The organism is Sphingobacterium sp. Lzh-3, from assembly GCF_046764375.1.
Lineage (GTDB): Bacteria > Bacteroidota > Bacteroidia > Sphingobacteriales > Sphingobacteriaceae > Sphingobacterium.
Genome location: NZ_CP177226.1, coordinates 1,531,017 through 1,546,761 on the forward strand (window position 1 = coordinate 1,531,017; position 15,745 = coordinate 1,546,761).

The following is a 15,745-nucleotide window of genomic DNA, read 5'->3' on the forward strand; positions in this document are numbered from 1 at the left end:
TCCTGCAGTATTAGTAGATACATACAAGCATGCTAGAATGGTGAAAATAATGGTCGTAGAAGACAATGAACGCGTTGCTTCGAGTGTGAAAAAAGGATTAGCAAGTCAGGGCTACCTGGTCAATGTTTTTGGTGATGCGGAATCAGCGATCAAAGAAGCCAAATCTGTTGACTATGATTTACTTCTCATAGACATCATGTTACCAAGAATGAATGGGATTGAGCTCAGTAAACAGATGCGTGCGGCTTACCCCAGGATTCCAATCATCATGCTCACAGCATTGGGCAGTATCGATGAAAAAATATCTGGTTTTGATGCGGGAGCCGATGATTATATGGTGAAACCTTTTGAAATACGCGAACTTTTTGCACGTATCGCTGTCTTGCTCAAGCGGCACAGGGAAATCAGTGAAGAAGAGATTCAGGGGCTGCTGACTTATGATCGTATCAGTATTGATCTCCGGAGTAAGCAGGTTCATAGTCAGGGACAACTTATTAAGTTGACTCCCAAAGAGTTTGATCTCCTTCACTTCTTTTTGAAGCATAGGGAGACCATGCTCAGCAAGGATGAAATCGCACGTAATGTATGGAGCAAAAACTTTGATACCGGAACAAACTATATTGATGTATATATCAATTATTTGCGTAAAAAAATAGACCGGGATTTTTCACCTAAATTGATTCATACGAAATCCGGACATGGATTTATTTTATCCAATAAAGAATGAAGATTGTCAATAGAACTTCCTGGGTATTTACGCTCTCTTCGGCTATCATCTTGTTTCTATTCGCCTATGCGGTTTATTTCTTTTCGGAATTAAATCGGCAGGAAGAATTTGTGGATCGGCTGCGCTATAAGATCATCTGGCGCGCAGAATTTATTTTTGATGCACAGGTGCAGGAACATCAGATAAGAAGAATTCATGAACAAAATAAAAAGCTGATCAACGAAGCCCAGATTACTGTTTTCGATCAGCAGAATAGGGTTGTTTTTTCCGATATAGGCGAACCGACGTATCCCGATGTTAAATTGGAATCTTTCAAAACGTCTAATTTTTTTACATGGGAGCAAGGCAAAGAACTGTATATGGGCTTAAACTATCAATTTGAGGGTAAGCCTTTTTTCTTGATCGGACATGCGTACGATGTAACGGGTTTTGCACATATGGAACGGCTGAAAAATATTTTGATAACGATTTATATCGTTGCCCTATTTTTTATTTTTTTCTCTTCATTTCTATTTGCACGTTATATTCTTAAGCCAATCAATTACATTATACATCAGATAAAGGATGTGTCCGAACATAACTTGAGCACACGTGTCTCCTATAGTAATGCAAAAGATGAGCTCTCAGAACTTATCGAAACATTCAACAATACGTTCAATCGGTTGGAAAAATCTTTCAACAACCAGCGCCATTTTGTATCCATTATTTCACACGAGTTTAGAACACCTTTGGCAGCTATGATCGCCGAACTGGAATTGGCGCAGCAGCTGAATACCAATGTGGATGAGTATTTTAACTCTATTGATAGGGCATTGCTCGATGCGAAGGAGGCTACGGTACTTTCGACAGCCTTGCTGGATTTTGCCCGAGCAAACTACGATAGTTCGCAGGTAAATTTTGAAGAAATCAGACTGGATGAAATACTGCTTGAAGCAAAGTTGGTGGTCTTAGAGAAAAATAAAGACTATCGGGTAAGCATCTCTTTTGATGCTAATGCTGCAATCGACGAAGAGGAAATCTTGGTATCTGCAAATGCCTACCTCTTGAAAGTAGCCTTTGCTAATCTGATCGAGAATGCCTGTAAATATAGTGCAGATCGGCATGCCCAGGTACTGCTCTCCAGAAATAAAACCGTAGCGCAGGTGCAGGTAAAAGATCATGGTATCGGAATAGACAGCAAGGATATTCCGCATATCTTTGACTTGTTTTACCGTGTGGCGGGTACGCCTTCAAAAGAGGGACATGGCATCGGTCTCTCAATTGTTCAGCGGATTATTGAGATGCATCAGGGTACCGTAGCGGTTAATTCAACTCTCCATGTAGGGACTGTGTTTTCAGTCAAACTTAAACTGGCCTATCCAAAAGGGCTTGAATAAGCTAAAAATTCTAATGGTTTTCTAATAATATCACCTCCATATTCAGCCTAATTTTGACTTATCAAAAAAACAAAATTAGGTTGAATCATGAATAAAAAACAGCTTACCTTGGCGTTGTTCCTCAGTTTGGGACTAGGTAGCGCAGAGCTCGCCGAGGCGCAAACCAATGATTTTGGAAATCCAAAACTTACTCATTTCTTAAATAAGGAGCATACACGTTATATCAGCTTCAGCGGGTACGCTGAGCTGTGGGCGAGATATAGCCAGCTCAATCCGGGGAGTTTGGTAAACAACGAGTCCGTTTCGAATGTATCTGATCTTTCTTTGCGGCGTATTAGGGCAAAGATGACTTACAAGCCTACCGAAAATTTACTGTTTGTATTACAGATGGGGCCTACCAACGTAAACGTCAACAGCAAAACTAATACGTATATGGATCTCTTGGATGCCTATGCAGAATATAGTTTCAGTCCCAAAATTGCGATCGGTGGCGGCCGTTCGACTTGGCGCGGTCTTTCCCGTTTTACAACAGGACCGCTCAATACGCTGCTTTACGACTTGCCTCTGTATGCGACATCCAATACTGGGGCGACTGATATGGTCGTACGTGAAATGAGCATCTATGCAAAAGGGCAGTTTGGAAAATTTGACTATCGGGTGGTACTGGCTGATCCATATTCAGCCGCCAGTGCTGATCCAAAATTAAATAAAGCCACCTTCAGCAAAAATGAAGCACAAAAAGATGTGTCAGGCTACTTCCGCTACGCATTTCACGATAAAGAGAGTAACGAAACGCCATTCAATTCGGGTACATACCTCGGTAAAAAAGATGTGCTCAGCATAGGGGCTGGATTTGAGTATATGCACAATGCCCTTTGGCATCTGGATGAACGGCAGATGACCCAAAATGACGATATGCGCAATTTTGCAGCGGATATCATCTATGACGCGCCCATCGACAAAGAGAAAGGAACTTCGATTAGTGCCTATGGTATGGCCATGCACAGCGATTATGGTCCTAACTATCTCCGCTTTGCAGGGACAAACAACCCCGCGACAGGTATCGATGCGGCCAATGCAAGCCTGAATGGTGCGGGAAATAGCTTGCCAAATACTGGCACGGGAAATACATTTTACGCACAGGTCGGCGGTACACTCCCTTATTTCAATCCATCCAAACATAATTTACAGCTGCAGCCAGCGGTTTCTGTACAAGTAGGGGACTACAAGGCATTGAAAGACAAAAGTCTAATTTATGATGCAGGTATCTCGCTACTGATGCACGGTAATAGCAGCCGGCTGACTTTTGATGCGCAAAATCGTCCGATCTATAATTTAAATGCTGCGGATCAAGCTGTGGTAACAGATCACAAGTGGGCATTTGTGCTTAAATATAGAATTGATTTTAATTAAATAGCAATAACATGAAAAGAAAAGATTTTATCCTTACACTAGGTACTGCTGGCGTAATGAGCTTTGCGGCCACCTCACTGATGGCAAAAGAGAAAAAAGCGAAAACAAAAAAAGTGTATTTCCACTATTTGCTTTTTTGGCTAAAACCTGATTTGTCTGCTGAACAGGTAGAAGAGTTTAAACAGTTTTTTGAAGGTCTTAAAAAGCTTCCCTATGTCAAAAATGTACGTTATGGCAAGCCAGCTGCTTCTTCCCCAAGAGCGGTATTGGACAACTCGTTTACCTACAATGCGTCCATGGAATTTGCGACATTGGAGGAACTAGAGGCTTATGGTAAACTGCCGGGGCACCTCGCCCTTGTCGCTAAATACAAACCTTATTTTGAACGGATGATGGTGCACGATACGGTTTATGAATTCTAAAATTAAAACAACAAAATAATAATTTCAAACATTACAAAATGAAAATGATATCCAAACTAACTATTGCTTGCGTATTGGCAGCATCAAGCTTAACCGCTGTGAAAGCGCAAGAAGGTCATGGAAAAATTAAGGAGGTCAACGTGGAAGCCGAAGGTAAAATGCCTGCAGTGCGATTGATCAACAATCCGGATGGAACCTGCTCGTTTCAAAAAGGCTTTATTCCAACATTGAAACACGCCAATACGAGTACATTTTGGACAAGCAATAAAACAGAAGAATGGGAGAAAAACGCTCATCCAGCTCCAAGAAGACAATACGTGGTTACGCTGAAAGGTAAAATCAAATTTAAAGTCAGCGATGGTTCAACTTTTTTAATTGAACCTGGAACGATTCTTTTGGCTGAAGATTTGAAAGGTACTGGGCATAGCTGGGAAATGGTTCATTCAAAAAGCTGGGAAAGATTGTATATCCCTATCAATGAGGGGGCTGATGATCTTTTCGTAACAAAAAATAACTAACATTTATGTTGTGCCGCAGTCTGACCTGTGGCACAACATTGCCAGTAATTTTTCTTTTTTCCTATCGTTTCCTCTTTTTTGTTTCGTCATCCAATGTTTTTAAAGACTATTGGATTTTCACTGTACGACGCCAATTTTTATGTTGAACCTTTCATTTGAAAGGTAGCTTGTAGCCGTTTTGTATTGTAAGAACGATAGCCAATTTGAAATAGTTTTATCAAAGTGATTTTTTTTATAAATTGTGTTGGCCTAAAATTAGGAATCCCCTTATTGATAATCCAGAGGGAGCCCATTGGGAAATAAGAAATAAACCATAGATTTTGAGAAAGGACAAGAACTTTGAAATTGCGAAGGAAATTAGTCGGAAGATACAAGAATATCCTTCTTCTCTCTCTTCCGAAGAAAAGTACAAATTATATTGGCTGGCATTTGATCACATAAAAAAAAGTGCTTATAGCGGTAATCCGGAAGGTCAATATGATTATGCGCAACAGTTTGATTCAATTAATTTTTTAGGTGTTAATAATCCATTATACAATCCAAAGAAATGTATCTATTGGTATACAAAGGCGGCCAATGGTGGTTATGCAGAGGCTTATAATAACCTAGCGGATTTTTATGAAAGAGGCGAAGGGATTCAGCAAGATTTAAAGATGAGTTACGCATTATATAAAAGAGGGGCTGAACTCGGGTCAATTATTGCAAAAGCAAATTTGAAAATATTTGAAAGGGAAATAAAACAAGGGAAGTACAGGCTATAATTTCTATAGTAAAGATTTTCTTTTTGATATTGTAAGTAATCTAGAGGATTGTTGCCAAAATGAGCATTGGAGTTAATAAAAATGATGATGAAAATAAATAATCAATGATATGGAGAATGTATTTTTGCTATGGCACACCCACTTTGACGAATCATTAGATGGAGGAGAAGACGTGAAATTGATAGGAGTTTACAGTACCAAGGAACTTGCTGAAAATGCGTTAGTAAGAATGTCCAAAGTAGAAGGTTTCCGGGATCATACAGCGGGTTTTGAGATATCAGAATATAAAATAGATAAGGATAACTGGACTTCTGGCTTTATAACCGAATGAACTTAATAACTTTTGTATAAATAAAAACCCGTCCCCAGCATAAGTTTTAATGTTATGCTGCATTGCCTTCCGTAATTTCCTATTTAAATATAGCTTCCATTTCAGTAATTTTAAGAGTATCTTGTTCAATATTTACTGTCCCAAACAGGTTCCGAAAAATGGAAGGCCTATTTCTTATTGCAAAAAAATGTGTTTCCTTGAGCTTTCCCTTATTGTTGAAATATAGGAAATATTAATATCCAGAAAAGTCAAAATAGTATTTCAAATTCTGTCATTTTTGCAATAAATTGAGGAGTTTATTCTAAAGCAATGAGCAGATATTTTCCACGAACCATTTTAAAATTATTCAGAGTTTATAACCAAGTTTATGCGCAATATGATAAAGATAAAATATACCCTTAAAATCCACATCTTAGTTTTGCTTTGCTTTTCATGCTTTATGGTGAAATCTCAATCCAATGTTATTTTTCCAGTAATTGAGCACAACAATGATCAACTTGACAAAGTTTTTTTTAAAGAAATAACTGAAGTAAATTCGAGTATCTTCAATTTGGATGCGGTTGTCTCTTTTGAGAAAGCTGATTCTACTTTAAATATCTTCTACATGGGAAGGGATTTATTATACGATTATCTGTTGGGCAATTCAAAAGAGATCCTCGGAATTCAAATAAAAGGTAGGATTATTGGAATACATAAAAGTGCTGAGAAATTATTAGATATAAAACCGGAAGTAGCTTTAGCTTCGAAGATATTTATAAAGCGGAGGAAGTTAAACAAAAATAAAGAGCTAATAGATTTTCCATCACCAACGGATTATAAACACTCCATATACAAGCTAGATAATTCAAAATTTAGACTTATAGAGCGAGATTTTACTCATGTACAAGAACTTTGAAATTGCGAAATAATTGATTTTTTATGAAAATAGGGCGTATTATTAGTTGGTTTGATAGAAGAGATGAGAGGCTTATTGGTGAATTTAATATAGACTTTATACCTTTAGATCTTTTGAAGGAGACTTTTAGACCTCCGATTGAAGATCCTTTAATGTACAATCCTTATGATATTAATATAGCGGAATCTGAAATTCTAAAAAAATATGTAGACATTGAATTCGAATTTGATAAATATATATATCAAATTGATTGTTTTCAGGCTTGATAATTAGGAGACTTTACACATAGAAATATCAGCTTTTAGTAAAAAAGGATTGTAATGAACAAATTGACAGTTTTTGAAATGGCTCTGCTTTTTGCCTTAGCAGAGAAATACCCGGTTTTGTATACTCATATTGATAAAATATATGTAGGTGAAAGAGAATGTACCGGTATGGGGCAATACGTATTCTTAAAATATTATGATGAAAATGATGTTCTCCCAATTTCCGAAGATATTCTCTCAGTCGATAAAATCATAATAACAGAAGGATTGGAAATCGGGATTGGGTTCATTGGAAATATTGAAAATTTTAAATTAGTTAATTTGGAACTATTCGTTTATGGTTCTAACGATTGGGATTGTGTTTTTCAAAATTTCTCCTTAAAAGACTTAAAGGACCTATGATCAAGGTCTTTTTTTGTTTTGAAGATTTTACCAAAACAGATTTAGTTACCTTGGAGCGTGTGGGTAATGACTGGAAAGTATCCAAATCGATTAATTCTTATAAATAGGAGCGATTTCAAATAAATATATATATTGTAGAGCCACGTCGGGAGATGTGGCTTTTTTACGTCAAAAGGGCCTGATGTTAAATCAGACCCTTTCTCTTAGCGTTTATTTGTACAGTAATCTTTATGTTTCCTATCGTTTCCTCTTTTTTGTTTCGTCATCCAATGTTTTTAAAGACTATTGGATTTTCACTGTACGACGCCAATTTTTATGTTGAACCTTTCTTTCGAAAGGTAGCTTGTAGCCGTTTTGTATTGTAAGAACAACTGCCATTTCCAAATAGTTTTATCGGAGTGATTTTTTTTTATAAATTGGGTTGACTTATTTAAACTGTATGAACATCTTGGTTATTCTAATGTCATTCTTGTTCGCCCATATTCCGCAAGTTAACGCTTATAATGGCTAGCGGGTTCCTATCGCTGACAGATTGTCGATTGTACGTTGAATAAAAGCATCAGACGCTAAATTTTTAACCGTATTCTTATTGAGTATACCATTCTGTTCTTTTAAGATATATTCACTAGCTTTAAACCACTGCATCGGTATTCCATCTATTTCTTTGTCTGGTAAATAAGAATAAGTGAAATTCAGTTTTTCGATGTCGGAGACCAATTTCTTTACTTCATCGGCGTAATTTCTCAGTTGTGACACGCTGAGGCTATCTTCAATCCTTTTTGTCAACAATCGGTCCTCATACAATCTCAATTCGGTGAGCTTGATGACTTCAATAAAAGAAGCGACCGACGAATCATCAGAACCATCCCACCAATAATCACAGAATTGTTCATTTTCAGTGTCAAAATAAATCCTCCGTTCTTCTGTTGACATTAAGAAGCCTGGACGTTCATAACTTTCTGTTGGAATATCACCCCAAACGGAAGCCCATCGGGTTGTTTTGGAATAATAAAAAGATCCAGTAAACTCACTTTCCATATACCTGTCAATTGTTAGTCCTAAGGATAAATAAAAGCCGTTTTCTAGCTTTTTTGAAAAAAAACCTTGTGCGCTAGATATAGAGTCTTTAAAATAGAGGTACCCCAATGTCGCTAAAGGAGCCTTGACTTTAGTGATTAATTTTGCTTTTGTTAACTTCATTTTTTCAAGAATATTTCTCACCTCAAAAACTTCTCAAACAGTTCTCTTTCTTATCTGTACGCTATCAACATAATAGGTGTTCCTTTTGATGTCTTTGAGAGCTGCACTGTAGTCTGGGCATAACCTAACGAAAATAATGATGCGAAAAGGACAGTAAATATTAATTGTTTCATGTTGATTAATTCACATGAGTTGTTGTCAATATAAGTTATTTCTAAGTTTTGAATAAAACCTAATTATTTTTAACTCAAATACATCACCATAGCATCTCCATTCTCCGCAGCTTTTTTATAGAAGATTTTGAGATCATCGAAGTAATCGAGAAGATATTCCAAGGCATTTTCATCATCTTTCCAGATGTCAGGGTAGATACCTTCTTCTATCATCTTATTCGGATTATAGTTTGCTGAAAGCTCTTCCTTTGTAAGATCTTTTATCGCGCTATATATTTCTTTGGTTTGTTCAGCTGTACTATATGTTGCCGGGCCATAACCCATATCTTGATCGGGGTCAATTTCTGTAGGCCCCATAAGTATACCTAAAAGCGGTGCTTCTTCTTCAACTGCTTCTGCCAAGCTTTGTCCAGTAATTAGGAAAAAAATACCTTCCCAAGCTTTATCTAAATACAGAAAGTTTTCGCTATCAATATTATTTTGTTTGAATGCAATATCTTCTAAACGTCTACTATCTGCGATAAAGTTATTAAGTGTTTCGTTATCTACACGTAGATAGCTTTGTGTCATTCCCATGGTATAATTTAAAGGTTAAAGTGTTTTTCTGATACCCATGTCTTGATATCTCATTTATATGGCCTTTGTTAAATTTTGTATCTCCATAAAAATAATGAACTACGCTATTTAAAACAATACGATAAATTCAATTATTTGAAATTTTCTTGATGGGCGTGTTATTATTCGACGTCTTCCTTTGTATCAGCAACCACTCATAAATCCAGGGCTCAGTTTCATAAAGGTATTGGGTGCCGTGACCTTCACCTGCGATGCGGTGAAAGATCATATTTACATTGCACTTCTTTAGAGATTCGGCTATACGTTCTGTTTCGTGTATGGCGATTTCGTTATCCGTTCCATGATACGTCAGGATAGGGATGTCTTTAAGTGTACAAATCCGAGTGGTGTCGCTATCGTTTACTCCTTCCTCTAAGCGTCGCGCGTTAAAAAGAGTTAATAACATTGCTAGATGTTTGGTTTTATAATATTTTTATTGTAAAACTAATTGAAAATGAGTAGACTGCAGTTGTTGTTGCTATTGCTCTTTATCGCAAACTTATCTTCTGCACAAGATCTGAAAGGCACGATTAAAGATAAGTATTCGGGTGATATTCTTATAGGTGTTTCGATCAAAGTAGCTTCACGCAGCACCTATTCCGATAGCTATGGCAAATTTATATTGCCAGGCATTAAGCTTGGAGATACAATTACCTTTTCTTCAATAGGATATCGCGAGGAAAAATATATAGTTGATAATAGCAATCTTGATAATTTGGTCATATATATGAAGCAAACAACGATATTGTTGGATGAAGTCAAGATCAATTCTTTAGGAAATTATAAGGCTGATTCCTTAAAGTTTCGGGAAGAATTTGCCAAGACTTTCAATTATAGCAAACCCAAATTTAAAGACATTTTCATCAGCAAAAATTATTCTTCAAATGTCCCGAGACACCCTAATCAAGCTAGCAATAGTACCGCCTCGCTGATTAGTATTGATGTGCTTTCTGTTATTTCTATGTTAGGGAAAAATAGGACCCCTCAATCCAAGCTCCAACAGAAATTGATAAAGGAAGAAGAAGAACAGTATCTTGATAATACCTTTTCGAAGCGTAAGGTTCAAAATTTGACGGGCCTTAAAGGTGATTCTCTACAAACTTTCATGCAGTTGTACCGTCCGAATATTGACGCCGCTAAATACATGTCCGACTATGATATTATCCTGTACATCAAAAAATGCTACCATGAATATATCGAGCCTTAAACTTCGCCCCATTAAGTCAATTTGTTAGAAGATATGGCACTTATTATTTTAAGATAAATAGAATAGCGCAATAGAAATTCCTAGTGATGCAATTAATGGTACAATGGAAGATTTGGCTCTATACTGTAGATCATTAGGAAACATTTGTTGTCTGATAAAAAATAGACCAGTTGCACCTATGCCCGAGAGGATGAAGTTAACATAAAATATATTCTGGCTCATTTCAGGATAATTATTTCGAATATAATTTATAATAATTAGTTGAATGCCTATATAAATAATACTATAAAAAGTAGTAATAACAGCTCCTTTTATATTTTTTATTTTTATGAAATTTAGCACTTGAAGTACACCACCAAAAAAGACACCAAATATTACGGAAAGCATCCAAATAAGTGTATTTGTATATAGTTCAATAGCGTTTACGTCCTCTGTGAGCCCTTTGTCCCATCCTTTGTCCACTACTTTTTCACTATCGTTTTTTTTTGGCAATTAAAGCTTCGATTCGTGCTGTTTCGGAAGGAGTAAAAGTTCGCCCACGTTCCTGTAGAATCTCGTAGGCATATTTTACAGCATCTGAAACAGATCGACTATCTGGTTCTATATATTTTTCGAGTTCTCTATCTGATAGTTTACTAATAACATTTTTATTAACCATATTTTGAGAAGAATTTAAGATTGAATGCTTTATCAGTAAAGATCTAAATTTAATATTATTTTTAAATAAAAACCTACTGCTAACCTTCACCTCACCATTTCCGCCATTTACCGAGTTTTCCGGATTGTTGGTCTAAAGCAAGTAGGCTAGAGGCGTATTGTGTCGTAGTTTTGAGTCAACAAATAAGAACAACAGAACTAACACAATAAAAAAAGACATTATGAACCATCATGAGTGTATTCAAAGGACACTCATGATAGCTTTATCATCAAATAAAAAACAAATAATTTCGAGAAAAAACTTTAGTAAAAACATTCGCAGCAGCAGCTCTAATCGCAGTATCTACTTTCGCTATGGCAACTGAAGGACCTGGAGCAAAAGCAACAAAAGCAAACGTTAACCTTTCCACAGCAGACTTGGCACTCGATCACTATGTTGCGGTAACTACAAAGGGCGAATCAGCAGGAGTAGAGGAGTTATTCGCAGAAGATTTCAATCAAAAGATCCAGGCCTCCAATGCACAGTCTAACAACCGTAGTGCCGTAGTTAAACTATTGAAAAAGCAAAAAGGAGGGAAGCTGAACTGTACAGTAAGCACAGACATTTTAGAAGAATCGGCAGACTATATGGTCGCTAAAGTGACCTTGAAATTTGAGAACTTCACCAAAACAGATTTAGTTACCTTGGAGCGTATGGGTAATGACTGGACAGTGTCCAAATCAATCAATTCGTATAAATAGAACTTTACAACTTGTGGTTTGCCAGTAACAAAAGACAAACCACTAGTGGATCATCTATTTAATTTTAGTTTAGAAGCCAGGTCGTGAAATCTGGCTTTTTGATTGTTATTTACGAACACTTAATCTTTTTGTATTTACAATCTGATCATTTGTGTTTTTAAATTCAAGAATATAGTTGCCAGGCCTTAAATATAGAAATTCCTTTGTGTTTTTGATGAAAAGCTGGTCTGCTGGTATTCGATGTCCTTGTTTTTCGTCTGCATAATAAGCTTGAACAAAAATCCCTTTTTGTCCGTGCGTATCTAGCTGTATTGACTTTGTAAGGTTATTATCTGACAAGTATTCAGGGCGACTATTTGTAGTTAGATAGCGAGGGTAAAAAAGTGAAATATCCACGAAGTCATCATGCCAGGCTGTACCGTCTTTTAAAGCGACGACAGGTTTGCTAAAGCTAAACGAAACAAACTTGTTTACGGTAAGGAATTCGTCCGTTTCAAATTGGGAATAATATCGTTCAATATGTCGAGTTTGTGATATTGTTAAGGGGTCGATATTGGTCATTTCTTTAAAGAACTGAGCCATTTTTTTCCAGTTGGTTCGTGTATTTTCATGGATATGGTCATATCCTGCATACACAAGCAGTTTCGCATCAGGATCAGTTTTTAGCAATTTTGCTAGGTTGACGGCTTGTAATGAGTCGCGCATGCGATTACTATTTGTATTGTTGGCGTCATAATTTATCAATACAAAATTTTGTCGCAATGCTTCCCTGATCATTTCTGCGAAAAGGGGCTCATGGCTATAATAGCCTGTTGTATCTGTAACGGTTCGTGTCGTGTTAATGTTTTGATCAGCAAGGTCTTCAATAGCTAAATATTTAAAACCTAATTTGCGAAACCCATTTAATAATTGAGCTGCAAATGTGCGATGATAGGGAATATTATGAGCTTCGTTGATCATGACTACTTTTTCATTTTTGGCCTTTTTTAGGATGAACTTTCTGGCATCGACAAAGTCGTGCTGCTTATAAAATTTGCTATCATATTTTATTTCATCGTTTTTGAGCGCGTGGACATATTGCTGATCCCAATAAAATCTGGAGCTATCATAGTTGCCGATAAAAGAATGATAGGTAGATTGGAGTTGATAAAAAAGAGATTTCGTTCTTGCATCCATGCTATCCACTGTTAGCTTGTTGAATTCCTGGATAGCTATCTGGTAGTTTTCTGGATGCTTTTTAAAAAGTTGGTCATTGAGATCAAATAATTTTTGCGTTGTGATTTGTCCTGAGACCAAGTCGCTAATTATAAGTAGGAATAGCGTGAAAAATATCTTCATAACTAGTTTTTTAGTTTTATAACTAATATATTAGTTTGAATCCTGCTTTCAAAATTAATCTGTTAGAAATTGGTTTCCACCGCTGAATTTGCCTTCGAACACCATGTTGCGGTAAAGACCGAGGGAGAATCAGCAGGCGTAGCGCATAGTTACCTTGGAGCGCGAAGGTAATGACTGGAAAGTCTCCAAATCGATCAGTTCGTATAAATTAGGAGCCATCCCTTACAAATAGATAAGTTGTGAAGCCATGTCGTGAGGTGTGGCTTTTTCTATTTTATGTTGTTTTCAAGTCTGAGGTAAGTAGAAGACTTCTCTGCAAAATTGGAGGCTGAAATAGTTTAGAAAATTATGTATTATTGCTAGCGTACATATTATGCAAAGTAGTTTTACGATGAGACTAAAATTTCTCCTTGTTATTTTGGGGCCAAGCTTTTTGCTTTTTTCTTGCAAAAACAAGAGTTTAACAAATTCCATTTGGAAAAATTGTGGCGATAATAGTGACCTACAGGATATCCTTGTGTTTAATGATACGAGTAATTTCGTACGGAATGATACCATCTATAGCAGGCTGGTTATTGACTCCCCAATCGCTGTGATTAACCGGATTGATAGCTATTATGGCGAAAGAAGGTTATATCTAAATAGGCTTTCTGATCAAAAAACCTATAGGTACTGTGAGCAATAATCGACCATATTAACATGTTTTAATTTATACAACTCAATAATGATCATCAGTATAATGTCGGTTTAAGAGTGAAAAAGACTAAAAATTGGCCGTTCTTATTTATTGTATTTTTATTGGTTTTGGCAATTGTATATTCACGGTTAATTACTCATTCGATGATTATAGGGAAATATTATTTTAAATATCACGAATGTACTGCTATGGGGGATTTACCGAATAGGGATGATATGCTTACTTTGCTTGATGAAAATAAATATAGAAGTTCTTACTGGGGAAATGGGGAATATCGTATAGAATATGAGTTTTTTAGAACAGTATTAGTTTTAAGCAATTCAGGTGGGACTGTCTCAAATGAGCTAGAAATAAAAAAAGTTGGAAATAAGATCAATATTGTTTTGGATGATACCTGTGATTTTTTTTATGAAAAGGCTGATTGGAAGATATCGGATTAAAGAAGATATCGGATTAAATAGGAGAAATTATATTACCATCAAAATCTAGTTAAAGCATATTAAGTTAATCTTTTTTTCAATATTTTATTCTTCAGGGAGCTACGTTTTTTATCATGATATCGTTTGTCTTTTTATTTAACAGGCTGGCACGCTCGCTGAAAGAATATGTTAGCTATATACTATCTTTTCTGATTGCCTATATCTTTTTAATGCTCCTGCTTGGGCAGATAAATGGCGGGGATCTGTTTGTATTTGTTCAGAAGTATCATAATAATAGAGATTTTTGGGCAATGGTTTTCCCTTTTGCTTTTTCCAATATTTGCATGATGATAAAATCGATGCTAAAAAAATGACGAATTATTTTTTGTGAAAAATATTAAGATTTTATGAATCTGGCTTTTTTATGTCAAAAGGACCTGATTCTCATCAGACCCTTTCTCTTAGCGTTTATCTGTACAGTAATTTTTATGTTTCCTATCGTTTCCTCTTTTTTGTTTTGTTATCCAATGTGTGTCAATAGTTGATGAACGATTATCAAACTTTAAATTCTGGCGCAATCATTACTTTTTCCTCTTTCACATTATTCAGGAAACCGCTATACTTTATGGGCAATTTCTTACGATGAAAATAAAAGTAGAAGTCAAATGAACCGCCCACGATCCCTTTTCCTGGTACGTATACAAATCTGTCTATACCTCTATCTACCTCCAACTCATGGTCATGCGTATGCCAGTCTGTATAAGTCCAAAATTGATAACCCATTTTACCATTTTTAAACTTGACGACCTTAGATAAATATTCTCTTCGGTCTCTTAGATAATCGAAAGTGGGATAGTCGTAAGGGGTATTGCCGATAGTGTAAACAGGAAATTCTTCATGCGGATATCTCTTTTTAAAAATAGCTTCCATTTCAGTAATTTTAAGGGGCTCTTGCTCAATATTTATTGTTCCAAACATATTTTGAAAAATGGAAGGCCTATTTCTTATCGCAAAAAATTGTATTAGACAGTGTTTGGACGAATAGTATTTGTTGCCAATTTTCCGGATAATTTGATATTCGTCGAAATATTTAGTTTTTGCACCGTATGTTTTATCAAAATCAGCGTATGTATGGGCTCCTAATAGCCTTTTAAGGTATTGGTGGGGTATCGTATCATTTTTGATACTATCCAGATGAATTTCAGTCCAATCACGGTTCCCTTCCAAATCTGGAAGAACGGCAATAAGAATTAGATTAAGGTCTTTTTGCTGGTCCAATTTATTTCGATCTATAGCTATACCATCGATGAACGTCAGTGAAAATAGCTCAACGCTCTTCTTGATACCATACAAGTTATCTGTAGATAATTTGTAATTATCTAAGATACAGCCCTGTGGCTGATCGGCTAATAAGATATATTTGACGTTGGCAGATAAACTGAGCGAAACAATTAATAGTGGCATCAAAAGCCATAATCTGAACCGTTTAATTACATGTTTTTCCATCTTTTCCTTCGCTATGTTTAATAACATTATTCTTCTCACTCCCGCTAAAATCATTTAATGAACCGACTTTGGTGAATAGCA

At 36.1% G+C, this 15,745-nt stretch carries 18 protein-coding genes; 13 read left to right on the forward strand and 5 right to left on the reverse strand.

Annotated elements, in window-relative coordinates; genetic code table 11:
* The first annotated feature begins 37 nt into the window (after positions 1 to 37).
* The 10 genes from ACLCDV_RS06175 to ACLCDV_RS06220 all read left to right on the forward strand — a co-directional run bounded on the left by ACLCDV_RS06175 (position 38) and on the right by ACLCDV_RS06220 (position 7,111).
* Positions 38 to 727 carry a response regulator transcription factor gene (locus ACLCDV_RS06175; protein WP_145327763.1) on the forward strand — a complete coding sequence of 230 codons (690 nt, stop codon included), beginning with the start codon at positions 38 to 40 and terminating at the stop codon, positions 725 to 727.
* The gene (locus ACLCDV_RS06180) at positions 724 to 2,103 is read left to right on the forward strand and encodes a sensor histidine kinase (RefSeq protein ID WP_411973158.1); all 1,380 of its coding nucleotides are present in this window, start codon (positions 724 to 726) and stop codon (positions 2,101 to 2,103) included. The genes ACLCDV_RS06175 and ACLCDV_RS06180 overlap by 4 nt, the downstream gene beginning before the upstream one ends.
* A gap of 87 nt (positions 2,104 to 2,190) precedes the next feature.
* On the forward strand, positions 2,191 to 3,516 hold the full coding sequence (locus tag ACLCDV_RS06185) for a hypothetical protein (RefSeq protein ID WP_411973159.1): 1,326 nt from the start codon (positions 2,191 to 2,193) through the stop codon (positions 3,514 to 3,516).
* Between the two features lie 11 nt (positions 3,517 to 3,527).
* A complete protein-coding gene (locus ACLCDV_RS06190) occupies positions 3,528 to 3,938 on the forward strand; it encodes a Dabb family protein (RefSeq protein WP_070565284.1) in 411 nt (136 codons plus the stop codon).
* A gap of 38 nt (positions 3,939 to 3,976) precedes the next feature.
* Positions 3,977 to 4,456 (forward strand): hypothetical protein, encoded by a 480-nt coding sequence (locus ACLCDV_RS06195; protein ID WP_239468731.1) that lies wholly within the window; start codon positions 3,977 to 3,979, stop codon positions 4,454 to 4,456.
* A 320-nt stretch (positions 4,457 to 4,776) separates the two neighbouring features.
* Entirely contained in the window at positions 4,777 to 5,217 is a 441-nt protein-coding gene (locus ACLCDV_RS06200) for a tetratricopeptide repeat protein (RefSeq protein ID WP_112373529.1), read from the forward strand.
* A gap of 109 nt (positions 5,218 to 5,326) precedes the next feature.
* Positions 5,327 to 5,548, forward strand: coding sequence for a hypothetical protein (locus ACLCDV_RS06205; protein WP_112373528.1), 222 nt, complete (start codon positions 5,327 to 5,329; stop codon positions 5,546 to 5,548).
* Between the two features lie 376 nt (positions 5,549 to 5,924).
* On the forward strand, positions 5,925 to 6,443 hold the full coding sequence (locus ACLCDV_RS06210) for a hypothetical protein (RefSeq protein ID WP_411973160.1): 519 nt from the start codon (positions 5,925 to 5,927) through the stop codon (positions 6,441 to 6,443).
* 23 nt (positions 6,444 to 6,466) lie between these two features.
* Complete coding sequence (locus tag ACLCDV_RS06215; protein WP_112373526.1) at positions 6,467 to 6,709, forward strand: colicin E3-like toxin immunity protein; 243 nt, start codon at positions 6,467 to 6,469, stop codon at positions 6,707 to 6,709.
* 54 nt (positions 6,710 to 6,763) lie between these two features.
* Complete coding sequence (locus ACLCDV_RS06220; protein ID WP_201665574.1) at positions 6,764 to 7,111, forward strand: hypothetical protein; 348 nt, start codon at positions 6,764 to 6,766, stop codon at positions 7,109 to 7,111.
* A gap of 507 nt (positions 7,112 to 7,618) precedes the next feature.
* Here ACLCDV_RS06220 and ACLCDV_RS06225 read toward each other — a convergent pair.
* Together ACLCDV_RS06225 and ACLCDV_RS06230 are read right to left on the reverse strand one after the other, a co-directional pair.
* Positions 7,619 to 8,311: a hypothetical protein gene (locus ACLCDV_RS06225; RefSeq protein WP_411973161.1), complete on the reverse strand. Its 693-nt coding sequence runs from the start codon at positions 8,309 to 8,311 to the stop codon at positions 7,619 to 7,621.
* A 242-nt stretch (positions 8,312 to 8,553) separates the two neighbouring features.
* Entirely contained in the window at positions 8,554 to 9,060 is a 507-nt protein-coding gene (locus tag ACLCDV_RS06230; RefSeq protein ID WP_075991455.1) for a YfbM family protein, read from the reverse strand.
* A 493-nt stretch (positions 9,061 to 9,553) separates the two neighbouring features.
* Between ACLCDV_RS06230 and ACLCDV_RS06235 the strand changes: the two genes are divergently transcribed.
* Complete coding sequence (locus ACLCDV_RS06235) at positions 9,554 to 10,306, forward strand: carboxypeptidase-like regulatory domain-containing protein (protein WP_291096149.1); 753 nt, start codon at positions 9,554 to 9,556, stop codon at positions 10,304 to 10,306.
* Positions 10,307 to 10,354: 48 nt separating this feature from the next.
* Here ACLCDV_RS06235 and ACLCDV_RS06240 read toward each other — a convergent pair whose 3' ends face one another.
* The gene (locus ACLCDV_RS06240) at positions 10,355 to 10,798 is read right to left on the reverse strand and encodes a hypothetical protein (RefSeq protein ID WP_411973162.1); all 444 of its coding nucleotides are present in this window, start codon (positions 10,796 to 10,798) and stop codon (positions 10,355 to 10,357) included.
* Positions 10,799 to 11,317: 519 nt separating this feature from the next.
* Here ACLCDV_RS06240 and ACLCDV_RS06245 point away from each other — a divergent pair.
* Positions 11,318 to 11,704: a hypothetical protein gene (locus ACLCDV_RS06245; RefSeq protein WP_411973163.1), complete on the forward strand. Its 387-nt coding sequence runs from the start codon at positions 11,318 to 11,320 to the stop codon at positions 11,702 to 11,704.
* 105 nt (positions 11,705 to 11,809) lie between these two features.
* Here ACLCDV_RS06245 and ACLCDV_RS06250 read toward each other — a convergent pair whose 3' ends face one another.
* Positions 11,810 to 13,042, reverse strand: a complete 1,233-nt coding sequence (locus tag ACLCDV_RS06250; protein WP_075991460.1) for a hypothetical protein — start codon at positions 13,040 to 13,042, stop codon at positions 11,810 to 11,812.
* Positions 13,043 to 13,882: 840 nt separating this feature from the next.
* On the opposite strand from ACLCDV_RS06250, the gene ACLCDV_RS06255 reads away from it, so the two are divergent.
* Complete coding sequence (locus tag ACLCDV_RS06255) at positions 13,883 to 14,179, forward strand: hypothetical protein (RefSeq protein WP_411973164.1); 297 nt, start codon at positions 13,883 to 13,885, stop codon at positions 14,177 to 14,179.
* 534 nt (positions 14,180 to 14,713) lie between these two features.
* Here ACLCDV_RS06255 and ACLCDV_RS06260 read toward each other — a convergent pair.
* Positions 14,714 to 15,664 (reverse strand): hypothetical protein, encoded by a 951-nt coding sequence (locus tag ACLCDV_RS06260; RefSeq protein WP_411973165.1) that lies wholly within the window; start codon positions 15,662 to 15,664, stop codon positions 14,714 to 14,716.
* Between the last annotated feature and the right edge of the window lie 81 nt (positions 15,665 to 15,745).